The sequence below is a fragment of the Mycobacterium sp. genome (assembly GCF_019243155.1).
Classification (GTDB): Bacteria; Actinomycetota; Actinomycetes; order Mycobacteriales; family Mycobacteriaceae; genus Mycobacterium.
Genome location: NZ_JAFAUS010000307.1, coordinates 1 through 25,591 on the forward strand (window position 1 = coordinate 1; position 25,591 = coordinate 25,591).

Below are 25,591 nucleotides of genomic sequence, written 5' to 3' on the forward strand. Positions count from 1 at the left end.
GGCTACACAATTCGGCACCCCGAACGGGTGCTGCGACTTGCTCTTTTGAACACCCGCGCGCATGGCACCTTCCGCCCGTGGTTCTATCGCTATTCATCTGCCCAACACTGGATTGCCGCCCATCCGGCGGTATCCGTGGCCGCGCAACATCTTCCGCTGGCCAGGCTGCACCACCTGGCTCTGGCCCGGTACCGAAACATCGGCTGCTTCGACACCGATCTGGAAACCGAATACCTGGGCTGGATGAGCACGCGACGAGGCAGGCGCACGTACTGGGAGTTCTTCGCTCACTATCCGGTGCCGGCGGTCCCGTGGCTGGCCGAGGGACTAGGGACCATCCAGTGTCCGGTCTCGGTGATCTGGGGCGACCGCGACCCCTACATCCCATTGCGCACCGCACGCGAACTGGCCGAGCGTATTCCGCGCGCCGAGTTGATCCGGCTTCGGGGAGCCGACCATTACATCATGGAGGAGCGCCCCCACGAGGTGACCGACGCTCTCCTCGGGCTGCTGGGCTCTCCGGTTGCCTCAGGCACGGAAATCAGTGCGCGCCCGCCAGATTCAACGTGACCACCCCGGCGATGATCAGCCCCACACCGACGACCTTGGTCACCGATATCGGGGAGCCGAGGAACAGCACGGCGATCAGCACGATAAGCGCAGTGCCGATCGCCGACCACAACGCGTAGGCGACGTCCGTCTGCATCCCGCGTGAGATCGACAACGCGAGTAGCAGGAAGGACACGGCATAACCCACCAGGCAGACCACCGTCGGCCACAGGCGCGAGAACCCTTCCGTGCTCTTGAGCAGACTGGTCGCGATCACCTCTGCGAAGATGGCGCCGAAGAGGAGCAGATAGGTCAAGATGCCTCCTTGCGTACCGACGTACATGTATGTGTGTACATGACATCGCTTGGCGGCATCGGCTGTGGCGGCGGTTGCTGGACTGGACCGCGACCGTAACGTCTACGGGGTGACGAACACTTTGCAACAACGCCTTGCGCGCTTTGCTCCCGCCGTGCTGAGCCTGTTTCGGTTGGTCTACGGGTTACTCTTCGCCGCCTACGGCTCGAGAAGCCTGTTCAGTTGGCCCGTTCCCTCGCCGGTCGTCGTCCCGTTCGGATCCTGGCCCGGCTGGTATGCCGGGTTGCTCGAAATCATCACGGGACTGCTCATCGCCGCCGGGTTGTTCACGCGTCCGGCGGCGTTCCTCGCGTCCGGGCAGATGGCGGTCGCCTACTTCTGGATCCACCAGCCCAAGGCGCTGTGGCCCGTCGCCGATCCGCCGGCGGGCAACGGCGGGTCCTTGGCGATCCTCTTCTGCTTCGCCTTCTTCCTGCTCGTCTTCATCGGCGGAGGCGGCTACTCGATCGACGCGCTGCGGCACAGAGCGCGGGCTTAAACGTCACTCGGGGATGTGCCTATACTTCCCTCAACCGGTGATAATGGCATTCTCTAATCCGGAGAAGCCGTTTCCGGCGATGGGAAGTCTCGAGGAGGTCGACGATGACCGCAGACCAACGATGCGACGGACTGGTGGCGCTCATCACCGGCAGCAGCCGGGGCCTGGGCAAGGCGATCGCCGCGCGGCTGGCCTCGGCAGGTGCGACGGTGGCGTTGACGGCGCGCACGATGGACCCGGACCCCAAATACCAGGGGTCGCTGAGCCAAACCCGGGATGAGATCGTGGCCGCCGGCGGGAAGGCTATTGCGGTGCAAGCGGATCTGTCCCAATCCGAGGACCGCGAGCGGCTTTTCGCCGAGGTCGTCGACACCGTCGGCGCGCCCGACATCCTGGTCAACAACGCCGCGGTGACCTTCTTGCGGCCGCTCGACGGTTTTCCGGAGCGACGGGCCCGGCTGATGATGGAGATGCACGTCCTCGGCCCACTGCACCTGTGCCAGTTGTCGATTCCCCCGATGCGTGAGCGCGGACGCGGTTGGATCCTGAACCTGACGTCGGTGGGTGGCGATCTACCGCCCGGACCACCGTTCTCCGAATTCGACCGGACCGCGGGCTTCGGCATCTACGGGACGGCCAAGGCCGCGCTGAATCGGTTGACGAAAAGCCTTGCGGCCGAACTGTACGACGACGGGATCGCCGTCAACGCCGCCGCTCCGTCCAATCCCGTTGCCACACCCGGCGCCGGCGCGCTCGACCTGGCCAAGGTCGACACCGAGGACATCGCGCTGATCACCGAGACCGCCTTCCGGCTGTGCACCGGCGATCCGAAAACCCTGACCGGGCGCATCGCACACACCCAGCCCTTCCTCGCCGAAGTCGGCTGGGCCAAGCCCGTCAGCTGAATGCCGGAGCTCGATCTCGACCAGTTGCGCCGGCGGGTAGCAGCCGCCGACGTCGTGGACGTCGCCCCGCTATCCGGCGGGGCGTCCAGCCTCACCTTCAACGGCGCCCTCGACGGTCGGCCCGTGGTGATCAAGGTCGCGCCGCCGGGTGTCGAGCCGATCGCGCACCGCGACGTGCTGCGTCAGGCCCGCATCATCAAAGCCCTTGCCGCGACGCGGGTTCCGGTCCCGGAGGTGCTATGGGAAGACGTGGGCGACCCGCCGGACACGCCGCCGCTGTTTGTGATGTCTCGTATCGCTGGTGAATCCGTCGAGCCGCTGTTCGACAGTTCTCCCGCGACTGCCGATCTGGGTGACCGCTACCGAAACGCCTGTCGCGCCATGGCCGCCCTGCACAGCCTGTCGCCGGCCGAACTTGGCCTGAGCGGCGAACCGCTCATCGATCCCGAGGGCGAGGTCAACCGATGGTCCGACACGCTGCGGACCGTCGACCGGGCTCTGGTGCCCGACTGGGAGGGGGTCCGGGACGCGTTACTCGGTTGCGCGCCAACGCCGATGAGGCCGAGCGTGGTGCACGGCGATTTCCGGCTGGGCAATCTGATGGCCGACGGGCCCCACATCAACGCGGTAATCGATTGGGAGATCTGGTCTTTGGGAGACCCGCGCATCGATGTGGGCTGGTTCCTGATCAACTGCGACCCGGACACCTATCAGCGCGTTGCGGCATCCGACAGCATGGCGCCGTCGACCGTCGAACTCGCCGAGATCTACCAACACGAGTTGGGCTGCGATGTCCGTCACCTGGCATGGTTCAGCGCATTGGCGTGCTTCAAGTCGGCGGCGACGTGGTCGCTGATCGTCAAACACAATCGCCGAAGGTCCTCGCCGCTTGCGGATTTGGAGGCCATGGCTGTTACCCTGCCGAGGTTGCTGGCGAGGGCGCGGTCACTGGTGGGCTAGGCGCACGGGGTGCGTGCGCTACTGGCAGCTCACCCAGAGATTCTGGCAGTACATTCCGGTGCCACCCCAGTTCTGCGGCGGGCGGCCGCGGTCGGCCGGATTCGTGAAGATTGAGGGGTTGTCGATCGTCGCTTCATCGATTGACGGCGGCAGCGGCGGCGGATTCGGGTCCGGTTCCGCCTGCGCAATCCCCGTGCAGCCGCCGAATGCCATGACGCCCAATGCCCCGGCGAGTAGTCCGCGAGCGCACCGGTGAGGTTTCATCATCACCCTCCCCGTCAGCCGCTGGGTCTAAGCTTAGCCCCGGCAAACAAAGCGATCAGGCAAGCAGCGAGTGCCACCAGACTTCACCAGCATCCCTAGCCCACATCGCGTATCAGTCACAAACGCACAACAAGTTTGCTGGCCCGGCCAGCAAATTTCACTCCTCGCGCCCAGCCGCACATACGTTGTTGCCCGTGAGGCCGATAGCTTTGGTGGTACGTCGCGCCGCGGCGATTGCCGTCTGCCTCGTCGTGTCCGTCATCGGCGTGCCGTCAGCGGGTGCCGAGCCCGACGCCGTCCCCAATGCGCCGGACGCCGCGCCGCCGGTTGACGGAGCGCTGCCCTCGAATCCCGCCGCGACGTTGGCGACGCCCGACGGGTGGACCCTGAGCGTCGGTGCCACGAATGAACAGCAGGTACCCGTGGCCCCGTTGACCACCGCGACCTCGTCGCGCGAATACCTCAGCAGTGGAATATTCCTCGGCACCCTGCAAGGACCGGAACAACCGCAAGGGGTCCTCGAGGTCGGTTATGAGATCGGCTGTGGAATCGACATGAGCACATCCGACGGCGTGACGATTGGTGGTACCGCCGGCATCACCCCGGGTGTGACCGGACCGGTGACCGGTGTGCCGGGGGATGTGCTCCCGTTGGTCGTCGCCCCGATTGCGGGGATACTCAACGTGGGACTCAAGCCCGGCTTGGTGATTGTGGTGCCGGTCGTCAAGAAACAGTTCAAGGGTCCACACCCCTGGGTCATGGTCAGCAACTTCCACGTCAAGATCGACGGATGCGTGGGCCAGTCGTTCATCCGGTCCTATGCGGTGCTGACGCGGGCAACCGAAGAATCCGATGTGGTGCTGTCCTACGTCGGCGTGACCAAGACCGTCTGACTAGCCGCGGGGGATGCCCGCCAGCTTGTCGGCGAACTTCGCCTCGGCGGCCGCGCGAAGCCGCAACAGGTGTTCGGAGGGAAACAGATCCGGTGCGGGCGCACGGTCTTTCAGCAACAGCCGGGCCAGCGTCACCTTGTGCACCTCGGTGGGGCCGTCGGCCAGCCCCAGCACGAACGACTCCACCAGGTACTGCACGAACGGCATCTCGTGGGTGGTGCCCAGCGATCCGTGTAGCTGAAGCGCCCGCGCCGACACGTCGTGCAGCACCTTCTGCATCATCGCCTTGACCGCCGAGATGTCGGCTCGCACGGCTTTGTAGTCGTTGAATTGGTCGATCTTCCAAGCTGTTTGCAAAGTCAGCAGGCGAAAGGCCTCGATCTCCATCCACGAGTCGGCGACCATCTCCTGGACCATCTGCTTGTTGGCCAGCACCTCGCCCTGGGTGTAGCGCGACACCGCCCGCTCGCAGATCATGTCGTAGATCCGCCGGACCAGCCCCACGGTCCGCATCGCGTGGTGAATCCGGCCGCCGCCCAGGCGAGTCTGTGCGACGACGAAGGCGCCGCCGCGCGGACCCAACATGTGATCGGCCGGCACGCGCACGTTTTCGTAGCGGACATAGCCCTCACGTCCACCGCCCACCGGCTGATAGCCGAGCCCGACGTCGCGCAGCACGTTGATGCCGGGGGTGTCGCCGGGGACGACGAACATCGAGTAGCGCTGATACGGCGGCGCGTCCGGGTCCGTCATCGCCATCACGATGATGAACGACGCCATCGACGCGAACGACGAGAACCACTTCTCTCCGTTGATGATCCAGTGATCGCCGTCCGGCACCGCGGTGGTGGTGAACACCTTGGGGTCCGCACCGCCCTGCGGCTCGGTCATCGAAAAGCAGGACACGATCCGGTTGTCGAGCAGCGGCTCGAGGTAGCGCGTCTTGAGCTCTGGCGTGCCGTAGTGGGCGAGGATCTCGCTGTTGCCCGAATCGGGAGCCTGGGAACCGAAGACGATCGGCGCGCATTCCGAACGGCCCAGGATCTCGTTGAGCAGCGCCAGCTTCACCTGCCCATAGCCCGGGCCGCCCAGATGCGGCCCGAGATGGGTCGCCCAGAGCCCGCGCTCCTTGACGATCTCCTGCAACGGCGGGATCAGCGCCTGGCGCACGGGATCATGCAGATCGTGCGACTCCTTGATGATCAGGTCGATCGGTTCGCACTCTTCGCGCACGAAGTCCTCGACCCATTTGAGTTGGTGTGCCCAATCCGGGTCGGTGGAGAAGTCCCACGACATCTGTTACCCCTTCTTGCTCTGTGCCACCACGCCGGCGCCTTCCAGCTCGGCGATGGCTGTTGCGTCCAATCCCAGTTCGCCCAGCAGCGCGCGAGTCTGATCGCCGGGCAGCGCTGGGGAGGTCGGCGCACCGGGCGGCGTTCGCGAGAAGCGCGGCGCCGGTGCGGGTTGTGTGATGCCGTCCACGTCGATGAATGTCCGGCGCGCGTTATTGTGCGGATGGTGCGGCGCCTCGGCCAGCGAAAGCACCGGCGTCGCACAGCATCCCGCGGTGTCGAGCAGCTGCTCCCATTCGCCGCGGGATTTCTCGGCGAACCGGGCGGCGAGCGTCGCGCGGTGTGCGGCCCACTGCGACGGTTCGGCGTCATCGTGGGGCACGGTGACGCCGAGGCGCTCGCACAGTTCGGTGTAGAACTTCGGCTCCATCGCGCCGACGGCCATGTGGCCGCCATCCGAGGTGGCGTATACGCCGTAGAAGTGGGCGGCGCCGTCGAGCAGGTTGTCCTGGCGCCGATCGCGCCAGGTGCCGGCGGGAATCATTCCGTAGTACGGCGCCATGAGCGTTGCGGCGCCATCGACCATCGCGACATCGAGGACTTGTCCGGCGCCGGATTCGCGGGCCTCGAGGATGGCGCTTAGCAGGCCGACTGCCAACAGCATGCCGCCACCGCCGTAATCACCGACGAGATTCAGTGGTGGAACGGGTGATTCGGCGGTGCCGATGCCGTGCAGGGCGCCGGTCAGCGCGATGTAGTTGATGTCGTGGCCGGCATGGCCGGCCAGCGGTCCGTCTTGCCCGTAGCCGGTCATCCGGGCATAGACCAGACGCGGGTTGTGCCGGCGCAAATCGTCGGGGCCGATGCCCAGGCGTTCGGCCACGCCAGGCCGGTACACGTCGACGAAGGCGTCGGCGTCGACGACCAGCCGATGCACCAGCTCCCTGCCACGGGGATCCTTCACGTTGGCGGCCAGCGAGCGTTGGCTACGCCGGACGGTGTAGTCGATGGGCTGTGGGCCGTCCACTCCCGCGAGGCCGTCGACTCGGATGACCTCGGCACCCAAGTCTCCCAACAACATTCCGCAGAACGGGGCGGGGCCCAGGCCGCCCATCATGACAATCCGGACGCCGCGCAAGGGCCCCGTCACGAAGACCACTTCTGGCGGCGCCGCGCCGCGTCGTCGGTCGCGTGGCTGATCACCTGATTGCGGTTCTCCAGTTCCATCGCCGATGCCAGACTCGCGGCGTCGGTGTTGATCTGCAAGGCGCGCTTGGTCAGCTGGGCGCCCAACGGCGAATGCCCTGCGATCAGCGAAGCCAACTCCTGCGCGCGTTCTTCCAGCCGATCCGGTTCGACGACCTCGCTGACCAGGCCGCGTCGGTCGGCTTCGGCGGCCGACACCGTGCGCCCGGTGAGCATCCAGTCGGCGGCCACGCTCGTGCCCACGATGCGCGGCAGGTGATAGCTCATGCCCATCTCGGCGCCCGAGAGTCCGAGCAGGATGGCCGCGTTGCCGAATGATGCTGCTGCCGAACAGATCCGGATGTCGGAGGCCAGACACAGCGCGAACCCGGCGCCGACGCAGGGTCCGTTGACGGCGGCGATGACGGGCTGCGGCAACGCACTGACGGCGCCGGCGAGGGCGGCCATCCGCTCTTGGAAGTGCATCCGGTCCAGCGCAGGCGCTTCGGCGTCGAGCATCGAGGGACCGAAATCACGCATGTCGATCCCCGCGCAGAACCCGCGCCCGGAGCCGGTCAGCACGACGGCATGCACCGAGCGATCGATGGTCAAATCGGCCAGGGCGTCGACCAATTCGGTTTGCATGGCCTCGTTGATAGCGTTGAGTCGCTCCGGACGATTCAGGCGCAGGACCGCGACGCCGTCGCGGGGTCGTTCGAGCGCAATCGTGCTCGGCATGCTCACACCCGCTCGATGATGGTCGCCGTGCCCATCCCGCCGCCGGTGCACATGGTCACCAATCCCGTTGTCAGGTCCCGTCGTTCGAGCTCGTCCAGAATGGTCCCGATCAGCATCGCCCCGGTGGCGCCGATGGGGTGGCCGAGGGCGATCGCGCCCCCGTTGACGTTGACCACGTCAGGGTCGATGTCGAGATCGCGAATCGTCTTGAGCGGGACCGCGGCGAAGGCTTCGTTGATCTCCCACAGATCGATGTCGCGCACGCTCATCCCTGCCCGTTCCAGACAACGCTGGGCCGCGGGACCGGGAGCGGTGAGCATGATGACCGGCTCGCTGCCGATCGCCGCGGTGGCGCGAATCTGTGCTCGCGGGGTCACCCGCTGGGTGCTGATCCAGCTGGCCGAGGCGACCAATACGGCCGCGGCACCGTCGACAACTCCGGAGGAGTTGCCGGCGTGGTGGACGTGATCGATGCGGTCGATGCCGGGATAGCGCTCGAGGCAGATCTCGTCGAACGTGCGCTGCTCGCCCTCGGCACGCGCGGCGCCCATCGCGGCGAAGGCGGGCGCCAGCCGCGCCAGCGTCTCGGTGGAGGTACCGGGGCGGGGATGCTCGTCGCGGTCGAACGGACCGTTGGGCGTGGGGACGTCGACCAGGGAGCGATCGAACCTGGCCTCCTCGATCGCCGTGGCGGCCCGGCTCTGGCTCTGCGCCGCGTAGGCGTCGACGTCGTCGCGGCTGAACCCCTCCAGCGTCGCGATGAGGTCGGCCGAAATGCCCTGCGGGACAGTCGGGTAACGCGCCCGGAAGTCGGGGTTGTTGCCGTCGATCGTCGGGACCCCGGCCGTGACATCCCAACGGGACATCGATTCGACTCCGCCGGCGATCACCAGGTCCTCACTGCCGGCGGCGATCGACGATGCCGCCACGGTGACGGCCTGTTGTCCCGATCCGCAGAATCGGTTCAACGTCATCCCCGGGACGGTTTCGGGCCAGCCCGCCAGGAGAACTGAGAGGCGCGCGATGTCGTCGCCGTGATCCCCGCTGAGAATGCCGTTGCCGGCGATGACGTCGTCGACGTCTGCCGGCTCGAAACCGGCCCGCTCGGCCAGTGCGGTGAGGCAACGGGCGAACAGGGTCTGCGGGTGAACGGCGTGCAGTCCGCCGTCGGGGCGGCCGCGCCCGCGGGGCGTACGAACGGCATCGAGAATCCAGGCGTCGATGACGGACTCCCATCATGATGAGTCGGGCAGGGACCAGAGATCACCGGCAATCGTAATTCGTCTCTCGCGTTTGGAGAACTACCTTCTCCAAATTGGCGAAGCTGTTCTCGCGAGCGCACTCACTCGAAGTTGGTGCCGCCGCTGAGCTCTTCCCATTTGTCGACCTCAGATGCGCGCGCGTTCGCGACGTGGCGGTAGATGGCCAGGGCGTCGGGTCCCAGCAGCAGGAATGCGGGCGGCTCGCTCGATTCGACGGCCGTGATGATCGCCGCGGCCGCCTTCGCGGGCTCGCCCGCCTGGGTGCCGTGCATGGTGTCGTTTTCCTTGCGGCGGCGCCCCGCGGTGTCCGCGTAGTCGTCGATAACGGTGGCGGACTGGACGAGCGAGCGGCCGGCGAAGTCAGTGCGGAACGCTCCGGGCTCGACGATCGTCACCGAAATGCCCAGCGGCTCAAGCTCTCCGCGCAGGGCACCGCTGATGCCTTCGATGGCGGCCTTGACCGACGCGTAGTACCCGGACCCCACCGGGGTCACGGTTGCGCCGATCGAGGAGATGTTCACGATCGCGCCGCTGCGACGTGCCCGCATGTCGGGGAGTACGGCCTTGATCATCGCGACCGTGCCGAAGAAATGCGTCTCAAACAGCGTGCGGATGTCGGCGTCGTCGCCCTCTTCGACCGCGGCGCGATAGCCGTAGCCGGCGTTGTTGACCAGCACGTCGACGCTGCCGAACCGCTCCTGGGCCTGCCGCACGGCCGTCACGACCTGTGCGGGTTTGGTGACGTCGAGGGCCACGGCCAGCGCTCGCTCGGGCGCGGACTCGGCGAGATCGGCGACCTTGGCCACGTCACGCGCGGTGACTACGGCGTTGTGGCCGGCCGCGATGACGGCCTCGGCGAGAGCACGGCCGAGCCCGGTGGAGCATCCGGTGATGAGCCAGGTAGACATCTGTCTCCTTGAGAAGTCAGTCGGTCAGGGCCCGGCCCACGATCAACGGATCCGGTTCGCCCACCACCTCGTGGTCCTTGTCGTCGTAATCGGCTTTGGCGAGCAGATATCGCATGGCGTTGATCCGGGCGCGCTTCTTGTCATTGCTTCTGACCACTATCCACGGCGCATCCTCGGTGTCGGTCGCCTCGAACATCTTTTCCTTCGCCTCGGTGTATGCGTCCCACTTGCTCACCGACTCCATGTCCATCGGCGAGAACTTCCACTGCCGCACCGGATCGACCAGCCGGATCGCGAACCGGGTGCGCTGCTCGGCCGGTGACACCGAGAACCAGAACTTGGTCAGGCTGATCCCGTTCTCGACCAGCATCTGTTCGAAGATCGGCGCCTGGTCCATGAATTCGCCGTACTGCTCCGGAGTGCAAAAACCCATCACCTTCTCGACGCCGGCGCGGTTGTACCAGGAACGGTCGAACAACACGATCTCGCCGCCGGACGGCAAGTGGGAGATGTAGCGCTGGAAATACCACTGAGTCTTCTCTTGGTCCGTCGGCTTTTCCAGCGCCACCACCCGCGCGCTGCGTGGATTGAGGTGCTCCATGAAGCGCTGGATCGTCCCGCCCTTTCCGGCCGCGTCGCGCCCCTCGAACACGATGACGTGCCTGGCGCCGATGCGCTTGGCGTGCTTCTGCATTTTCAAGAGCTCGATCTGCAGCTTGCGCTTCAGCCGCTCGTATTCGTCGCGCGGCATCCGATGGTCGTAGGGATACCGCTCGCGCCACGTGTCGATGTGATTGCCCTTGCGGTCCAGCAGGACCGGGTCGTCGTCGTCCCGGTCGTCGACGGTGTATCCGTGGTCGGGAGTCGACAGAGTGTCCAAATCTATGTCGGTCATAGTTCGACGCTAACTCGACTCCTGCGCAGCGCCCGTCAGCCTTTGAATGCCGGGCCGTCGAAGCGACCGTCGGTGACGAAGTCTCCGACCGGCCGGCGGCGCAGCTTGGTGAGCTGCCGCACCGGTTTACCGAGCGGCACCACCGCGGCGACGGCGTGCTGGTCGGGGATCCCCAGCAGTCGGCGGGTTTGGTCCTCCACTGCGATGGCCATCGTCGTGATGGTGCCGCCGTAACCCTCGTTGCGGGCGGCCAGCAGGATGTTCCAGATCAGCGGGTAAATCGAGGCGCCACTGGCCAGACCGACGCGGTCCAGGTTCTGATCGACCGAGGCGACAACGCCCAGGTCCACCGAGAAGACCAGGACGGTCGGCGCTTTCGCGATCGGTTCAACGAACGTGTCGGGAACCTCGGTCGCTTCGATGACGTCTTGCGACATACCCGGCGAATGGATGGAATTCCAAGGGTTTTCACCCGCCTGCAGCTGGGCGAAATAGCGGCGCGCCGCGGTCTTGCCGAGCTCGGCGAGCTGGCGGCGGACCGTGGCATCGCGCACCACCGTGATGTGGGCGCCTTGCCGGTTGCCACCGCTGGGAGCGAACCGCGCGTTGTCGAAGATCCGGAACAACACATCGTCGGGGACAGGGTCGTCGGTGAAATCACGGGCCGCGAAGGTCGTCCGCATCACGTCGTAGAGGTCCATCACTAGACCGTCTCACGAAGCCGCGGATGCGCACCGTTCGAGCAGGAAAGTGCGCTTGAATCCGGCTGGCTGCGTCGTCAGGGTCACCTCGACCGCGCCGCTGGGGGTGATGACGTAACGCTCCTCCACGTCGGGCCCGTCCTTCCAGCGGCCGACCGGCTGACGCCCGAGGTCGTCGCGGTCGTGGAGGGCGGGGTCGAAGGGAAACAGCACCGGGTCGTAAGGCGTGACGTCGCCGTCGGGCCGGCCGTTGACGAGGCGGCTGCACTCCACGAACCGGAAGTGCCCGATGTTGTGCGCCGCCCGGTACGTCCGCCGTACCACCAACGGGGTCTGCCCGTCGGGCGGAAGGGAGACGTCCTTGCACACGATCGGGTCGAAGACGACGTCGGCACCGGCCTCCGCCTCCCGGAAGACTCCGAAGTTCCTCGAGAAGCGTTCGGACAACGCGAAACCGGACTCCTTGTCGAGGAAGACGGCGAGCCCGATGGCCGTGGCGGCGAAGGGATGCGGCGAACGTTTGACCCGCTTCTCACCGAACATGGTGCGCAGGATCCGGGAAACCAGCGGGAAACTGCCGGCCCCGCCGACGACGTAGATGCCCGCCACTTCCGACCACGCCACGTCCTTGCGTCCTCGCGCCGGGTCGTGCAGGACCCGATCCAGCAACTGCGTCGTCTTGTCGACCAGCGGCGCGCACACCGAGTAGACGTCGTCGATGTGGCAGGAGAACGGAGCCCGGTCCACCGCGTCGATGCCCGAGAGGTCGACCAGGAAGCGTCGCGTCTGCGGTCCGACGCCCTCCTTGCGGGAAGCGCACTCGTCGCGCAGCAGATCGCGCGCGGCGGCGTCGATGCCGCTCAGGTTCGACCTGGCCGCGACGAGTTCGCTGATCGCCTCATCGAAATCGTCGCCACCGAGGCGCTGGATGCCTTCGCTGATGACGACCTCGTTCGCGTGCCCGCTCATCTTCAGCAGCGAGGCGTCGAAGGTGCCGCCGCCGAGGTCGTAGATGAGGACGTACTCCCGCTTGGCGGTGATGGTGGAGCGGTATCGATGGGCGTACTCGAGGCTCGCCGCGGACGGTTCGTTGAGCAGCGCGACGACGTGGAAACCGGCCGCCACGAAGGCATCCAGCGTCAGGAGGCGCTGAGCGCTGGACGCGTTGGCGGGCACACTGATCGCGGCTTCGATGGTCTCGCCCGGTGCCAGCGTGGCGTTCGAGCGACGGTGCAGATCGGTCCTCAGCGCGGCCAGGAAGCCGGTGAGAAGATCGACCAGCCGGTAGTCACGGCCGGCCAGCTTCACCTCGGTCTGGGGTCCGGCCTCGTTGAGCAGACGTTTGAACGAGCGCAGCACCGACCACCCGGGCTGGTGCCGGACGGCGGCGGCGTCCGCGCCGAACCGCACGTCCCCTGCAGGGTTGGCGGCGATGAGTGAGGGCCACGCATCCAGTCCATCGAAGGAGAGAACGGGATAGTTGCCTCGGTCGACGGCGGCAACGACGGTGTGGGTTGTACCAAAGTCGATACCGACTCTCATCGCGCAATCTTAGGACCGCTCCGGCAACTTCGGCAGAATCTTTTGGCGGCGTGCCGCGCAGGGCAGTCAGTCCTCGAAGTGGCGCTCGTAGTCGGTGCGCTCGAGGTACCACTGCAAGTTGTAGGTCCCCATTGCGATCAGCACCATCAGCAGCGCGCAGGCCAGCGTGACAACGACGTTCATAGCCTTCCCATTTCGCGTGCCATGCGGGCGTTCTCGATGAATCCGTACTCTCTCGGGTAGTACCGTGGCCGCGGGTGCGACTCGTCAGGCGAGTTCGCGAAGAGGTGATGGATCGCTGCGGCCAGATGCCCCTCGCGTCCGCGGGGTCGTGCGCCCACGGCGGCCGCGGTGCCCAGGAGCACCTGTTGGGTGCTGATCAGCACCTCGGTTGGCTGCTCAGCAACCGGGGGCAGTCGCAGAATGTGCTCGCTGACGTGATCGGTTGTGTTCGGCAGTCCCGTTGGTGAAAGGACCATTTCGTCCACCTTCTTCGCGATGTCGCCCCGTTTACCAGGCGAGTGGGGCGTTGTTGCAGCCAACGTACGGCCGGCGGTGACCGCCCCACACGCGTAGTGCGCTACCTGTTTGTGCGCTGCGTACCGCGTCGGTGGGCTAGGTAATCCGGGACAGCTCGTCCCAGAGCCGCTGCACGTCTCGCTCCGCGGCGGTGGGGATCATGCCCGAGGGCGCGAACCGTTTCGACGGCACCGGGTCGTCCTCGGTCAGCGGCCTGCCACCGCCGCGAATTGCCTTGATTGCGACGATGATTCCGGCGACGAACACGATGACGACGACCAACGCGAACAGGATCGACAGCACACCTTGGATGTAGGTGTTCCTGATGACCTCGTCGAGCTGATGCGCGTTCTTGGCGGAACCGAAGGCCGTCTTGCCGGCGTTCTTGGCCGCCAGGTACCTGTGATGCTGCGTCCAGTACCCGACGGCCGGATCCCCGGAGAAGATCTTCTGCCACGACGCCGTCAGGGTGACCACCAGATCCCACATCAGCGGAAGCCCTGGAATCCAGGCCCATTTCAGCAGGCCCTTCTTGATGACGATCACGGTGACGACCGTCAGCGCGATCGCCGCGAGCAGCTGGTTGGCGATACCGAACAGCGGGAACAGCGTGTTGATCCCGCCCAGCGGGTCGGTCACGCCCATCAGCAGGACGCTGCCCCAACCGGCCACCACGGCCAGGCTGCAGAACCACGCGCCGACGCGCCAGCTCGGATTCTTCAGCTTGGCCAGCGGGCCGCCGAAGTTGCCCAATCCGTCGGAGAGCATGAAACGCGCGACCCGGGTGCCGGCATCGACGGTGGTCAAAATGAACAGCGCCTCGAACATGATCGCGAAGTGATACCAGAACGCCCGGAGGCTTTCGCCGCCGAAGACGCGGTGCAACACGTCCGACATGCCGAACGCCAGCGTCGGCGCCCCGCCGGTGCGCGACACGACGGTGTGCTCGCCGACACCGCTGGCCGCTTGGCTGATCTGGTCGGCGGTCGCGGGGGCGCCCGGCAGTCCGAGCTTGTTGACGTACTGCGCGGCGGTGGCCGCGGTGCCGCCGGTCTGCGGGCCGGGCGCGTTGATGGCGAAGTACAGGTGCTGATCGATGATGGCCGCGGTGATCAGGGCCATGATCGCGACGAACGATTCGGTGATCATGCCGCCGTAGCCGATCATCCGCATCTGGCTTTCCTTTTCAAGCAGCTTCGGTGTGGTGCCGGACGAGATCAGCGAGTGGAATCCGGACAGCGCGCCGCACGCGATCGTGATGAACAGGAAGGGGAACAGCGAACCCGCGAACACCGGTCCGTTGCCCCGGGTCGCGAACTGCGAGACAGCGGGGGCCTGCAGCAGCGGGTGCGCTATGCAGATGCCGACCGCCAGCAGGGCGATCGTGCCGACCTTCATGAAAGTGGACAGATAATCGCGCGGCGCGAGCAGCAACCACACCGGGAGCACCGATGCCGCGAAGCCGTAGATGATGATCAGCCACGACAGGGTGACCTGCGACAGGTTGAACCATGATGCGCCCCAAGAGGTATGGCCGACCCAATTGCCCGAGGCGACGGAGATCAGCAGCAGCGCGGCGCCGATCAGCGAGATTTCGCCCACCCGGCCGGGCCGCAGGAAGCGCAGGTAGCAGCCCATGAAGATCGCGATGGGAATCGTCATGGCGATCGAGAACACTCCCCACGGGCTTTCGGCAAGCGCCTTCACGACGATCATCGCCAGCACCGCGATCAGGATCAGCATGATGATGAACACCCCGACGAGGGCCGCCGCCCCGCCCGCAGCGCCGAGTTCGTCGCGCGCCATCTGACCCAGCGAACGGCCCCGTCGTCGCGTGGAGATCCACAGCACCAGGTAGTCCTGCACGCAACCGCCGAGCACGGCGCCGACGACGATCCAGATGGTGCAGGGCAGGTAGCCCATCTGCGTGGCCAGCACCGGCCCGACGAGTGGTCCGGCCCCGGCGATCGCGGCGAAGTGGTGGCCGAACAGGACGCGCCGGTCGGTCGGCACGTAGTCGGTGCCGTCGTCGAGAACTTCGGCGGGCGTGGCATGGTCGTCGCGCGGGCGAACGATCTTGTTCTCGATTAATCGCGAATAGAACCGCAATCCGATGATGTAGGTGCAGACTGCGGCGATTACCAACCACACCGCGTTCACGGTCTCGCCGCGACTGAACGCGATGACGGCCCAGGCGATGGCGCCGATGACGGCGATGATCGCAAAGACGATGCGGTGTTTGGTGGTGATGGGAGAGCGGTCGACGATCGCGACGGGCGGCAGGTCGCTATCGGTGCGGATGTAGCTGACGTCTTTGTCGTGCACAGTCACGGTCAAACCCTACGACGGCGAACCGCCTCTCGCCCCGCGGTATTGATAAGGCTTTGATATTGAAAAGGATTTAATACAGCGCACGCACGTCGTCGATGGTGTCGGCTTCGACGGGGCCCTTGTCGTCGCGGTAGCGCAGGACCCGGGCGAACCGCAGCGCCAGGCCGCCGGGGTAGCGCGACGACTTCTGTACGCCGTCCAAGGCCACCTCGACCACCTGCTCGGGCCGCAGCTGGACGACATATCCGTCCAGGTCGCTGACCGCGAGTTCGCGGAACCGCACGGTCTGCCAGTCCAGCATGGCGTCGGTCATGCCCTTGAAAGTCTTTCCCACCATCACGAATTCGCCACCGGCCGGGTCGCGCGCGCCCAGGTGGATGTTGGAGAGCTTTCCGCGACGGCGCCCCGATCCCCACTCCACGGCCAGCACCACCAGATCCAGGGTGTGCACCGGCTTGACCTTCAGCCAGCCCGCTCCGCGACGGCCGGCCTGATACGGCGCATCGGGAGACTTGGCCAGCACGCCCTCGTGGCCGGCGGCCAGGGTCGCGTCCAGGAAGGCGGCGGCTTCGGAGGGATCGGCGGTGACCAACCGGTCGACCCGCTGCGCGCGCGGCACCAACGCGTCCAGGGCGGCCAGCCGGTCGGTGGCCGGCTCGTCGATCAGGTCGACGCCGTCGCGGTGCAGAATGTCGAAAAAGAACACCGAAAGCCGTTGTGCGGCAAGGGCTGCAGGCACGTCGACCGATCGGCCGAACCGGGACGCGGTGACCTGGAAGCGGTGGGGCCGGTTGTCGGGCTGTAGCGCGATCGCCTCGCCGTCGGCGATGAGGTCGTGGACCGGTAGCGCCAGCGTCGCCTCCACCACTTCGGGCAGCCGGGCGGTGACGTCGTCGAGGCTTCGGGTGTAGACGGTGACCTCGTCACCGGCGCGGTGGATCTGCACCCGGGCCCCGTCCAGCTTCGCCTCGAAAATCGTTGGCCCGCCGTGGCGTTCGATCGCGTCGCCCACGCTGGTTGCGGTCTGCGCCAGCATCGGCCCGACCGGCCGGCCGACCCGCAGGGTGAAAGCGTCCAATCCCACGACCCCGTCGGACAGCGCCGCGGCCGCCACCGCGGGCAGATCGCCGCCGAGCATCGCGGCGCGCTGCACCGCGGCCGCGGGAACGCCGGCCGCCTTGGCCACGGCGTCGGCCATGATCCCGGCCAGCGCGCCCTGGCGCAGCTCGCCGCCGAGCAGCCGCAGCAGGAACGTCTGCTCGGGTTCGGTCGCGGCGGCGAACAGCGCGCGCAGAACTTCGGCGCGCCGGGCGGTCGACCCTTTGCCCGCGACGGCGCCGATCTCGGAGAAGGTGGCGTCGACGCCGCTGACGGTGAGCGCCGCCTCGACCGCCGCAGGCGGACGGGAGCGCAACGAGGACCAACCGACCCCGATCTGGCGTTGCCGCAATTCACCGGAGAGCCACGACACGACGGTCGCGACCGAGTCCGGGTCGGGAGCGGCGCGACCGAGCAGGTCGGCGATGTGGGTGACCTTGGTCAGCCGCGATGAAGTGCCGCCGACGTCAATAGACGTGGCCGCCACGTCGAGAAGGAGCACGGTAACGAGCTTGGCATGGCTCGGTGACAACCCGCCCGGGCCGACACGCTAGCGTGCCTACGTAACGTTACAGATTGCATGGGATCTGACAACCCGAAAAGGAGAGGTCCGGATGGAGATCAACGGGAAGAAGGTCGTCGTCATCGGCGGTGCTTCGGGGATGGGTCGCGCCAGCGCCGAGCTGCTGCACGCACGTGGCGCGGACGTCGCGATTTTCGACCGCGAGGGGTCCGACGGCAAGACCGTTGCCGAGGCGGTCGGCGGCACGTTCTACCCGGTTGACGTCACCGACTTCGCCGGCACCGAGGAAACCCTGCAGACCGCGGTCGGCAAGCTGGGTGGCCTGCACGTGGTGATCACCACCGCCGGTGGTGGCATCGCCAAGCGGACACTGTCCAAGTCCGGACCGCATGACCTCGAGTCCTTTCAGTCCGTGATCGACCTGAACCTCATCGCGACCTTCAACATCAGCCGGCTGGCCGCAGCGCACATGGCCAAGAACGAGCCCGAAGACGATGAGCGCGGGGTCATCATCAACACCGCTTCGATCGCGGCCTTCGAAGGCCAGATCGGGCAGGTCGCCTACACCGCCGCCAAGGCGGGCGTCGCCGGCATGTGCCTCACCATGGCGCGCGACCTGGGCTCGGTCGGCGTTCGGGTGCTGGCGATCGCGCCCAGTCTGTTCGCGACGGGGCTGACCCAGGGCATCCCGGACGAGTTCGCCACGCAGCTGACCAAGGACGCGGCCTTCCCCAAGCGTCTGGGTCGCCCGGAGGAATACGCGAAGCTGGCCGCGGCCATCATCGACAACCCGATGCTGAACGGTCAGTGCCTGCGGCTGGACGCCGGACAGCGGTTCGCTCCCAAGTAGCCGCCCCCGGTCGGCGCCCTCCGCGGATTAAGTACACTCTTTAGGCAGCCGCCCCGCTTCCCCTCGGAGCGGGGCAGGCTACCCAGCTTCCAGCCGCGCGAGGAGGGTCCCTCATGGCTATCGCACTGACCGACGACCATCGCGAACTCGCCGACGTAGCCCGCGGGTTCCTGACTGCGCATAAGGCGCGTTGGGCGGCGCGATCGCTGCTCGACGCGACCGACGAAACCCGACCTCCGTTCTGGCAGAACCTGGTCGAGCTGGGGTGGCTGGGCCTGCACGTCGACGAAGAGCACGGCGGTTCCGGCTTCGGGCTGCCCGAACTCGTCGTGGTGATCGAAGAGCTCGGGCGCGCGGTGGCGCCCGGACCGTTCGTGCCGACCGTCATCGCGTCGGCCGTGATCGCCAAGGACGGTACGCCCGAGCAGAAGTCGCGCCTGCTGCCCCGCCTGATCGACGGAACCGCCACCGCCGGCATTGGTTTGGACAGTCAGGTGCAGGTCAAGGATGGGGTCGCCGACGGCGATGCCGGAATCGTGTTGGGCGCCGGGCTCGCCGAGCTGTTGCTGGTCGCCGTGGGCGACGACGTCCTGGTGCTGGAACGCGGCCGCTCCGGTGTCTCGGTCGACGTGCCCGACAACCTCGACCCGACCCGGCGATCCGGGCGGGTCCGGCTGCAGAACGTCAGCGTGAGCGCCGACGACGTGTTGCCGGGGGCGCGGGAGTCGGCGCTGGCCCGGGCGCGGACGCTGCTGGCCGCGGAGGCGGTGGGCGGGGCGACGGACTGCGTCGAGGCCGCCGTCGAGTACGCCAAGGTGCGGCAGCAATTCGGTCGCACCATCGCGACTTTCCAAGCGGTGAAACATCATTGCGCCAACATGGTGGTGGCCTCGGAGTCGGCCGTCGCCGCCGTATGGGACGCTTCGCGGGCGGCCTCCGAAGACGAGGACCAGTTCCGGTTGAGCGCCGCGGTGGCCGCGGCGCTGGCCTTCCCGGCGTACGCGCGCAATGCCGAACTCAATATTCAGGTGCATGGCGGTATCGGCTTCACCTGGGAGCACGACGCCCATCTGCATCTGCGGCGGGCGCTGGTGACCTCGGCGCTGTTCGGCGGCGAGGCACCGGCCGCCGACGTCTTCGATCGCACCGCTGCCGGCGCCGTCCGGGAGAACAGCCTGGACCTGCCGGACGAGGCCGAGGAGTTGCGCACCCGGATTCGCGCCGACGCCAAAGAGATCGCCGCCCTGGACAAGCAGGCGCAGCGGGACAAGCTGATCGAGACCGGCTACGGCATGGCGCACTGGCCCAAGCCGTGGGGTCGCGCGGCCGACGCGGTGGAACAGCTGGTGATCGAGGAGGAGTTCCGGGCGGCCGGCGTCAAGCGTCCCGACTACGGGATCACCGGGTGGGTGATCCTGACCCTGATCCAGCACGGAACCGATTGGCAGATCGAAAGATTCGTGGAGAAGGCGCTGCGCAAGGACGAGATCTGGTGCCAGCTGTTCTCCGAGCCCGACGCGGGCTCGGACGCCGCGGGCATCAAGACGCGTGCCACCCGGGTGGACGGCGGCTGGAAGATCAACGGCCAAAAGGTGTGGACCAGCGGGGCGCACTACTGCGCCCGCGGACTTGCCACCGTGCGCACCGATCCGGAGGCGCGCAAGCATGCCGGCATCACCACCGTGATCGTCGACATGAAGGCACCCGAGGTCGAGGTGCGGCCGCTGCGCCAGATCACCGGCGGCTCGGATTTCAACGAGGTGTTCTTCAACGATCTGTTCGTGCCCGACGAGGACGTGGTCGGGGAGCCCAACACCGGCTGGACGGTCGCGCGGGCCACACTGGGCAACGAGCGCGTCAGCATCGGCGGCAGCGGGTCGTTCTACGAGGGCCTGGCGGACAGCTTGATCGAACTCGCGCAGAAGCACTCAGATCGGTTGGCGGACGCCAAGATTCGCGTCGGAAACTATCTCACCGATGAGCATGCGCTGCGCCTGCTGAACCTGCGCCGCGCCGCCCGCAGCGTCGAGGGGGCAGGCCCCGGCCCGGAGGGCAACGTCACCAAGCTGAAGCTGGCCGAGCACATGGTCGACGGGGCCGCGATCTCGGCGGCGCTGCTGGGTCCCGACGTCGCGCTGGTCAACGGGCCGGGCGCGTTGGCGGGCCGCCTGATCATGGGCGCCCGCGGCATGTCGATCGCCGGCGGCACCTCGGAGGTCACCCGCAATCAGATCGCCGAGCGGATCCTCGGCATGCCTCGCGATCCGCTGATCAACTAGCTCTCGCTCAGGTGGGCGCGAACAGCGGCGCGCCGCCGGCGCCCCGCTCCGGCTGGATATCGACCGGCATTCCGCAGGTCACCGAATCCGGTTCGCAGCCAACGATGTTGGCTGCCACCCGCAGACCCTTCTGCTCGGCCAGTTCGACGATGGCGATCACATACGGCGTGGGGATCTCGGGGTTATAGGGGTGGTGGTTCACGGTGTAGGTGAACACCGTGCCGTGTCCGGAGACCGGCCGCGCCGCCAGCACGGCTCCGCACTCGCGGCATTCGCCCGTCGCCGGATGCACCCAACGCGCGCAATCGTCGCAATAGTCGATGAGAAGCGCGGCGGTCGGCTCTTCTGGCACGACGAATACAGTACACTCAATTGGTTCGATGCGACGCTGGATGTGGTCTGACGGGGCGGTGTACATGACGCATTTCGAGAAAGACGCCATCATTTCCGGCATCGGGATCTCGCGAATCGGCCGACGAACCGGCATCCCGGGCTTCGAGCTGACCATGGAGGCGGTGCGCACAGCCATCGAGGACGCCGGGTTGGTTGCGGCCGACATCGACGGAATCGCGACGCTGGGTGACACGCCGGCCGAAGAGGTCAACGCCGCACTGCACATCGACGCTGCGGACTGCGGATCCGGGTTCGGCACCGGCGGCCTGCTGTCCCCGGTGATATCGGCGTGCCGGGCGGTCTCCGAGCGGCACGCCCGCCACGTGGTGATCTACCGGACGATCCAGATGCTCGGCGGCACGGTCCCGGTCAAGCAGGAGGAGAACGCGCCCGCCCCGCCGCTTGCGCGAATGTTCGATGCCCCGGAGGGTGCGGCGCGGCCCGCGGTCGGCCCGATGGACGACGTCAACGATCTGGTTGCGGCCCAGGCGTATTCGGCGGCCAACTGGCTAGCGCTCAACTGCCGCCGGCACATGGAGCTGTACGGCACCACCAAAGAACAGCTGGGGTGGGTGGCGCTGAACGGCAGACGCAACGCGGCCTTGAATCCCCGTGCCGTGTACCGCGACCCGATGACGATGGACGACTATCTTGGCGCGCGACCGGTTTCCACACCCCTGGGATTGCTGGACTGCGATGTCCCGATCGACGGCTCGGTCGCGGTGGTGGTGTCGCATGCGGAGTACGCCGCCGACTGCCCGCACCGAGCGGTGCGGGTGGAGGCGATCGGCGGGTCCGACGGCGCCGGCGGCTGGTTCCACCGCGAGGACTACCCGAAGATGGCGATGTCGGATGCGACCGAGCAGATGTGGTCGCGGACGGAGTTGACGCCGGCCGACCTGCAGGTCGCCCAGCTGTACGACGGGTTCACCTTTCTCACCATGGCCTGGCTGGAAGCCCTGGGGGTCTGCGGCGACGGCGAAGCGGGACCGTTCGTCGAGGGCGGCACGCGCATCGCGCGTGACGGCAAGCTGCCGCTGAACACCTACGGGGGCCAACTGTCGGCGGGGCGGATGCACGGCTATTGGGCGCTGCACGAGGGATGTCTGCAGCTGCGCGGCGACGCGGGGGAGCGCCAGGTGGTGCAGCGGCCGGAGGTCGGGGTGGTCTCGGTAGGCGGCGGGCCCGTCGCCGGGTGCATGTTGCTCACCTGCTGAGAGTGCGTGTGGGAGAGCCTAGTTGAGTCTCAGATGAGCGAGGACCCCGATAACGGCCAGGCGAACAAACTGGCTTCGAAGATTGCGCGCGAGATCGAGGCGGACATCGTCCGCCGCGGCTGGACGGTCGGGGAATCGCTGGGATCCGAACAGGCTCTGCAACAACGCTTTCGGGTGAGCCGTTCGGTCCTGCGGGAGGCGGTTCGCCTCGTCGAACACCACCAGGTCGCCCGGATGCGCCGCGGACCCAACGGTGGGCTGCTCATCTGCGAGCCCGACGCCGGACCCGCCACCCGGGCCGTCGTCATCTATCTCGAGTACCTGGGCACGACCCTGGGCGACCTGCTCAACGCGCGCCTGGTGCTCGAGCCCCTGGCGGCCTCGCTCGCCGCCGAACGGATCGACGAAGCCGGCATCGCCCGGCTGCGGTCGGTCTTGAGCGCCGAAGAGCAGTGGGAGCCCGGCTTGCCGGCGCCGCGCGACGAGTTCCACATCGCGTTGGCCGAGCAATCCAAAAACCCTGTGCTGCAGCTGTTCATCGACATCCTGATGCGGCTCACCACGCGATACGCCCTGCAGTCGCGCACCGACTCGGCGACCGAGGCGATCGAGGCGGTCGACCAGATGCACGTCGACCACTCCGAGATCGTTGCGGCCGTCACCGCCGGCGATTCGGCGCGTGCCAAGACGCTGTCCCAGCGGCACGTGGAGGCGGTGACCGCCTGGCTGCAGCAGCATCACGCCGGCGCCAAACGACGCAAGCCGCGACCACTCGACGTCCAGGCGCCGCAGGGAAAGCTGGCTGAGATGCTGGCGGCCACCATCGGCGACGACATCGTCGTTAGCGGCCGGCCCGTCGGTTCGGTCTTCGGCACCGAGGCGGCCTTGCTGGAGCGCTACCGGGTGAGCCGCGCGGCGTTCCGCGAGGCGGTGCGCCTGCTCGAGTATCACTCGGTTGCGCACATGCGCCGGGGGCCCGGCGGCGGACTCGTCATCGCCAAACCAGCCGCGCAGGCCAGCATCGACACCATCGCTTTGTACCTGCAGTACCGCGACCCGAGTCGGGAACACTTGCGGTGCGTCAGGGACGCGATCGAGATCGACAATGTGGCCAAAGTTGTCAAGCGTCGCGGTGAGTCGACGGTCGCCGATTTTCTCGCCACCCATCGGTCGGTGGTCGGGGAGAACCCGCGGGAAACGCCCGGCGATGTCCGCAAGGCCGCCGCGGAGGAGTTCCGGTTTCACATCGGACTGGCGCAGTTGGCCGGCAACGCGCTGCTGGACCTGTTTCTTCGAATCATCGTCGAGTTGTTCCGCCGGCACTGGTCGAGCACCGGGCAGGCGCCACCGACATGGACCGACGTGCTGGCCGTTCACCACGCTCACCTGCGGATTCTCGACGCCGTGGAGGCGGGCGACGACAGCCTGGCCCGCTATCGCGTTCGCCGTCATCTGGACGCCGCCGCGTCGTGGTGGCTCTAGCAGCGGCCTGCGCCCAAATTGAATGCAGATGTGACCTGTTGCGCGGTATAGCGACGGCCCGTCGCGGGTATGGAGAGGGAGAAAGCAGACGGCCGGTCCAGCAGGGGGTTGGCGTACGTGATTGAGAGCGGGAGCGCCGGAGTGACTACGGGGATTGAAACCGGGCACCCCGGATTTGTTCACTCGGCGCTGATGTACCACTCCCAGCAGGAGTACCTGGACCTGGTGTCGCGGTTCGTCTGCGACGGCCTCGCGATGGGCGAGGCGGTTCTGGTTGCGGTCCCGCCGGACGAGTTGGCGTTGTTGTACGACGGTCTGTACCCGGGCGGTGGGTGGCCCGACGAACTACGCATGACGGATGTCACCGAGGTCGCCCGTAATCCGACCCGGTTCATGGCAATGGAGGGTTCTTTCGTCGACGAATATCCCGACCGGCGGGTGCGGATCGTCAGCCAGATCGCGTGGCCGGGCCGCACCGAGGAGGAGTACGTCGCCTGCTCGCAGCATGAGGCGCTCGTCAACGAGGCGATGGACGGCTACCAGGTGTCGGGCTTGTGCCTCTACGACGCGAGTCAGCTCGGGGGCGACGTTCTCGCGGACGCGCGCGCGACCCACCCCATGTTGTGGAATTGCGGTGCGCTGCAACGCAGCCGGGACTACGCGCCGGACGACGTCCTGCACCGTTGCAACCGCCCCCTGCACGTCAACCCGGGGGCGGTCACCTACATGGTCCGGAAGTCGGAGGACCTGCGTCCCGCGCGTTCCTTCGCCGTCGACTACGCCGGTTGGGTGGGGCTGTCCCAGGACGGCATCGAGGATCTGCAACTGGTGGCCACCGAGCTGGCCACCAACAGCCTCATGTACAGCGGTGGCGCATGCCGGCTGGCCTTCTGGCGGGACAACCAGCATCTGGTCTGCGAGGCGCGCGACGCCGGGCAATTCGATACCGCACTGGTCGGTCGCCTGGACCCGGGGCCGGGCGGCCCCGCCAGCCGCGGTCTGTATCTGGTCAACGCCATCTCGGACTTGGTGCGGACCCACACCACGGCCACCGGGACGACGATCCAGGCCTACCTCCGGTTCGAGCCCTCGCCCGGACCCAACGGCTGACTGCAAATTGACTTCATCGTCGTGCCTTTCTTCCGGCGTGCAGAGCCCGTGATCTGCACCACACCGGATCAATAATCACTGTTCGACACGTGTAAACGAAAAATTCAAAAATCTTCAACACGCGTGCAATGAGCGACGCGTCGCGATCGCGGAAGTTGCGTGACCGGCGGATTGATGTCTAATGTCGTCCCTCGTGCGTCTTCTCGAGCGTGCCTTCGGGGCAGTAGTAAGCACCCGCAGCGGGGTCTGATCCGGACCGACCCCCCGCTGTGGGTCGGATGCTACTGCCGTCGGTCACTCCTGCTGACCAGAGAAGACCGACATCATGACTCTCCTCGAACGGGACCATCTCTCCACTTTCGAACCAGACTCCGCCGCGGCGTGGTTTTGCCACCACTTCGGGGCGGCTTTCCCCCGCGGTTTGCGGGAGCAGGCCGATGCCATGTCCTGGCAGGCCTTCGACGCGACCTACGGGCACACCGGCGGGCCGGTGCGGCTGGGGCACTGGGTGTGCGCCGACGGTGACCGGCCGGCCGGGCGGCTCGGTCCGCAAGCCCGCAACTTCCGCGCCGTGATCGCCGTCGGCGACCGGATCAGCACCTCAACGGCCGCCGCCAGCGGGCCGATCGCCGCGCTCACCGCGATGCTGCACGAGCGTGGGGTCACGGTCGAGATCGTGAAGTTCCATCAACTGCAATCCGGCGGGGACACAGCCACTTTCATCCTCGGCAGCAACGGAACGCGCACCGAGTGGGCAATGGGCCTGTCGGACGAGCCGACGCAGTCGGCCCTGCGCGCGGTGATCGCCTGCGCGAACCGGCTGATCGGCTGATCGCGCAGC

25 protein-coding genes are annotated in these 25,591 nt (G+C 67.1%); 11 read left to right on the plus strand and 14 right to left on the minus strand.

Going from position 1 to position 25,591, the window contains the following annotated elements; genetic code table 11:
- Positions 1–570: alpha/beta hydrolase (locus JOZ00_RS15500; protein ID WP_293345020.1), on the plus strand; the 570-nt coding region annotated here is incomplete at its 5' end.
- Here the strand turns inward: JOZ00_RS15500 and JOZ00_RS15505 are convergent.
- Positions 542–865: a multidrug efflux SMR transporter gene (locus tag JOZ00_RS15505; RefSeq protein ID WP_293345022.1), complete on the minus strand. Its 324-nt coding sequence runs from the start codon at positions 863–865 to the stop codon at positions 542–544. The genes JOZ00_RS15500 and JOZ00_RS15505 overlap by 29 nt on opposite strands.
- Before the next feature lie 109 nt (positions 866–974).
- On the opposite strand from JOZ00_RS15505, the gene JOZ00_RS15510 reads away from it, so the two are divergent.
- The 3 genes from JOZ00_RS15510 to JOZ00_RS15520 all read left to right on the plus strand — a co-directional run bounded on the left by JOZ00_RS15510 (position 975) and on the right by JOZ00_RS15520 (position 3,268).
- On the plus strand, positions 975–1,403 hold the full coding sequence (locus JOZ00_RS15510; protein WP_293345024.1) for a DoxX family protein: 429 nt from the start codon (positions 975–977) through the stop codon (positions 1,401–1,403).
- 104 nt (positions 1,404–1,507) lie between these two features.
- Positions 1,508–2,308: an SDR family NAD(P)-dependent oxidoreductase gene (locus JOZ00_RS15515; protein ID WP_293345026.1), complete on the plus strand. Its 801-nt coding sequence runs from the start codon at positions 1,508–1,510 to the stop codon at positions 2,306–2,308.
- Positions 2,309–3,268 carry a phosphotransferase family protein gene (locus JOZ00_RS15520; protein ID WP_293345028.1) on the plus strand — a complete coding sequence of 320 codons (960 nt, stop codon included), beginning with the start codon at positions 2,309–2,311 and terminating at the stop codon, positions 3,266–3,268.
- 18 nt (positions 3,269–3,286) lie between these two features.
- Here JOZ00_RS15520 and JOZ00_RS15525 read toward each other — a convergent pair whose 3' ends face one another.
- Complete coding sequence (locus JOZ00_RS15525; protein ID WP_293345030.1) at positions 3,287–3,532, minus strand: hypothetical protein; 246 nt, start codon at positions 3,530–3,532, stop codon at positions 3,287–3,289.
- A gap of 209 nt (positions 3,533–3,741) precedes the next feature.
- Here JOZ00_RS15525 and JOZ00_RS15530 point away from each other — a divergent pair, with 209 nt between their 5' ends.
- Positions 3,742–4,425 (plus strand): MspA family porin, encoded by a 684-nt coding sequence (locus tag JOZ00_RS15530; protein WP_293345080.1) that lies wholly within the window; start codon positions 3,742–3,744, stop codon positions 4,423–4,425.
- Here the strand turns inward: JOZ00_RS15530 and JOZ00_RS15535 are convergent, their stop codons facing one another.
- From JOZ00_RS15535 to JOZ00_RS15585, 11 genes are all read right to left on the minus strand, one after another.
- A complete protein-coding gene (locus JOZ00_RS15535) occupies positions 4,426–5,721 on the minus strand; it encodes an acyl-CoA dehydrogenase family protein (protein ID WP_293345032.1) in 1,296 nt (431 codons plus the stop codon).
- Between the two features lie 3 nt (positions 5,722–5,724).
- Positions 5,725–6,867 carry a CaiB/BaiF CoA-transferase family protein gene (locus JOZ00_RS15540; protein ID WP_293345034.1) on the minus strand — a complete coding sequence of 381 codons (1,143 nt, stop codon included), beginning with the start codon at positions 6,865–6,867 and terminating at the stop codon, positions 5,725–5,727.
- Positions 6,864–7,646, minus strand: a complete 783-nt coding sequence (locus JOZ00_RS15545) for an enoyl-CoA hydratase/isomerase family protein (protein WP_293345036.1) — start codon at positions 7,644–7,646, stop codon at positions 6,864–6,866. Before JOZ00_RS15545 ends, JOZ00_RS15540 begins: the two co-directional genes overlap by 4 nt.
- Positions 7,643–8,851, minus strand: coding sequence for an acetyl-CoA C-acetyltransferase (locus tag JOZ00_RS15550; RefSeq protein ID WP_293345082.1), 1,209 nt, complete (start codon positions 8,849–8,851; stop codon positions 7,643–7,645). Before JOZ00_RS15550 ends, JOZ00_RS15545 begins: the two co-directional genes overlap by 4 nt.
- Before the next feature lie 131 nt (positions 8,852–8,982).
- The gene (locus JOZ00_RS15555; protein ID WP_293345038.1) at positions 8,983–9,810 is read right to left on the minus strand and encodes an oxidoreductase; all 828 of its coding nucleotides are present in this window, start codon (positions 9,808–9,810) and stop codon (positions 8,983–8,985) included.
- A gap of 16 nt (positions 9,811–9,826) precedes the next feature.
- Positions 9,827–10,705 (minus strand): polyphosphate kinase 2, encoded by an 879-nt coding sequence (ppk2, locus tag JOZ00_RS15560; RefSeq protein ID WP_293345040.1) that lies wholly within the window; start codon positions 10,703–10,705, stop codon positions 9,827–9,829.
- A 35-nt stretch (positions 10,706–10,740) separates the two neighbouring features.
- The gene (locus JOZ00_RS15565; protein WP_293345042.1) at positions 10,741–11,406 is read right to left on the minus strand and encodes a nitroreductase family protein; all 666 of its coding nucleotides are present in this window, start codon (positions 11,404–11,406) and stop codon (positions 10,741–10,743) included.
- 12 nt (positions 11,407–11,418) lie between these two features.
- Complete coding sequence (locus JOZ00_RS15570; protein ID WP_293345044.1) at positions 11,419–12,948, minus strand: Hsp70 family protein; 1,530 nt, start codon at positions 12,946–12,948, stop codon at positions 11,419–11,421.
- 179 nt (positions 12,949–13,127) lie between these two features.
- Positions 13,128–13,427 carry a hypothetical protein gene (locus JOZ00_RS15575; protein WP_293345046.1) on the minus strand — a complete coding sequence of 100 codons (300 nt, stop codon included), beginning with the start codon at positions 13,425–13,427 and terminating at the stop codon, positions 13,128–13,130.
- Positions 13,428–13,563: 136 nt separating this feature from the next.
- On the minus strand, positions 13,564–15,804 hold the full coding sequence (locus tag JOZ00_RS15580) for a carbon starvation CstA family protein (RefSeq protein ID WP_293345048.1): 2,241 nt from the start codon (positions 15,802–15,804) through the stop codon (positions 13,564–13,566).
- Between the two features lie 64 nt (positions 15,805–15,868).
- Positions 15,869–17,398 (minus strand): ATP-dependent DNA ligase, encoded by a 1,530-nt coding sequence (locus tag JOZ00_RS15585; protein ID WP_293345050.1) that lies wholly within the window; start codon positions 17,396–17,398, stop codon positions 15,869–15,871.
- Between the two features lie 112 nt (positions 17,399–17,510).
- Here JOZ00_RS15585 and JOZ00_RS15590 point away from each other — a divergent pair, with 112 nt between their 5' ends.
- Both JOZ00_RS15590 and JOZ00_RS15595 read left to right on the plus strand, forming a co-directional pair.
- Positions 17,511–18,269, plus strand: a complete 759-nt coding sequence (locus tag JOZ00_RS15590; RefSeq protein WP_293345052.1) for an SDR family NAD(P)-dependent oxidoreductase — start codon at positions 17,511–17,513, stop codon at positions 18,267–18,269.
- Positions 18,270–18,382: 113 nt separating this feature from the next.
- On the plus strand, positions 18,383–20,548 hold the full coding sequence (locus tag JOZ00_RS15595) for an acyl-CoA dehydrogenase (protein WP_293345054.1): 2,166 nt from the start codon (positions 18,383–18,385) through the stop codon (positions 20,546–20,548).
- Positions 20,549–20,555: 7 nt separating this feature from the next.
- Here JOZ00_RS15595 and JOZ00_RS15600 read toward each other — a convergent pair whose 3' ends face one another.
- Positions 20,556–20,900, minus strand: coding sequence for an OB-fold domain-containing protein (locus JOZ00_RS15600; protein WP_293345056.1), 345 nt, complete (start codon positions 20,898–20,900; stop codon positions 20,556–20,558).
- A gap of 64 nt (positions 20,901–20,964) precedes the next feature.
- Between JOZ00_RS15600 and JOZ00_RS15605 the strand changes: the two genes are divergently transcribed.
- The 4 genes from JOZ00_RS15605 (at position 20,965) to JOZ00_RS15620 (ending at position 25,582) form a co-directional block, all read left to right on the plus strand.
- Positions 20,965–22,158 (plus strand): thiolase family protein, encoded by a 1,194-nt coding sequence (locus tag JOZ00_RS15605; RefSeq protein WP_293345058.1) that lies wholly within the window; start codon positions 20,965–20,967, stop codon positions 22,156–22,158.
- Positions 22,159–22,191: 33 nt separating this feature from the next.
- Positions 22,192–23,640 (plus strand): FCD domain-containing protein, encoded by a 1,449-nt coding sequence (locus JOZ00_RS15610; protein ID WP_293345060.1) that lies wholly within the window; start codon positions 22,192–22,194, stop codon positions 23,638–23,640.
- 117 nt (positions 23,641–23,757) lie between these two features.
- Positions 23,758–24,750: a sensor histidine kinase gene (locus JOZ00_RS15615; RefSeq protein ID WP_293345062.1), complete on the plus strand. Its 993-nt coding sequence runs from the start codon at positions 23,758–23,760 to the stop codon at positions 24,748–24,750.
- A gap of 325 nt (positions 24,751–25,075) precedes the next feature.
- A complete protein-coding gene (locus JOZ00_RS15620) occupies positions 25,076–25,582 on the plus strand; it encodes a homocitrate synthase (protein ID WP_293345064.1) in 507 nt (168 codons plus the stop codon).
- The last annotated feature ends 9 nt before the right edge of the window (positions 25,583–25,591 follow it).

Coding starts and splice junctions, on each gene's coding strand:
- JOZ00_RS15520 (WP_293345028.1), top strand. CDS start 2,309: ATGCCGGAGCTCGATCTCGACCAGTTGCGCCGGCGGGTAGCAGCCGCC.
- JOZ00_RS15555 (WP_293345038.1), bottom strand. CDS start 9,810: ATGTCTACCTGGCTCATCACCGGATGCTCCACCGGGCTCGGCCGTGCT.
- JOZ00_RS15605 (WP_293345058.1), top strand. CDS start 20,965: ATGACGCATTTCGAGAAAGACGCCATCATTTCCGGCATCGGGATCTCG.
- JOZ00_RS15620 (WP_293345064.1), top strand. CDS start 25,076: ATGACTCTCCTCGAACGGGACCATCTCTCCACTTTCGAACCAGACTCC.
- JOZ00_RS15575 (WP_293345046.1), bottom strand. CDS start 13,427: ATGGTCCTTTCACCAACGGGACTGCCGAACACAACCGATCACGTCAGC.
- JOZ00_RS15610 (WP_293345060.1), top strand. CDS start 22,192: ATGAGCGAGGACCCCGATAACGGCCAGGCGAACAAACTGGCTTCGAAG.
- JOZ00_RS15590 (WP_293345052.1), top strand. CDS start 17,511: ATGGAGATCAACGGGAAGAAGGTCGTCGTCATCGGCGGTGCTTCGGGG.
- JOZ00_RS15535 (WP_293345032.1), bottom strand. CDS start 5,721: ATGTCGTGGGACTTCTCCACCGACCCGGATTGGGCACACCAACTCAAA.
- JOZ00_RS15595 (WP_293345054.1), top strand. CDS start 18,383: ATGGCTATCGCACTGACCGACGACCATCGCGAACTCGCCGACGTAGCC.
- JOZ00_RS15565 (WP_293345042.1), bottom strand. CDS start 11,406: ATGGACCTCTACGACGTGATGCGGACGACCTTCGCGGCCCGTGATTTC.
- JOZ00_RS15515 (WP_293345026.1), top strand. CDS start 1,508: ATGACCGCAGACCAACGATGCGACGGACTGGTGGCGCTCATCACCGGC.
- ppk2 (WP_293345040.1), bottom strand. CDS start 10,705: ATGACCGACATAGATTTGGACACTCTGTCGACTCCCGACCACGGATAC.
- JOZ00_RS15570 (WP_293345044.1), bottom strand. CDS start 12,948: ATGAGAGTCGGTATCGACTTTGGTACAACCCACACCGTCGTTGCCGCC.
- JOZ00_RS15525 (WP_293345030.1), bottom strand. CDS start 3,532: ATGAAACCTCACCGGTGCGCTCGCGGACTACTCGCCGGGGCATTGGGC.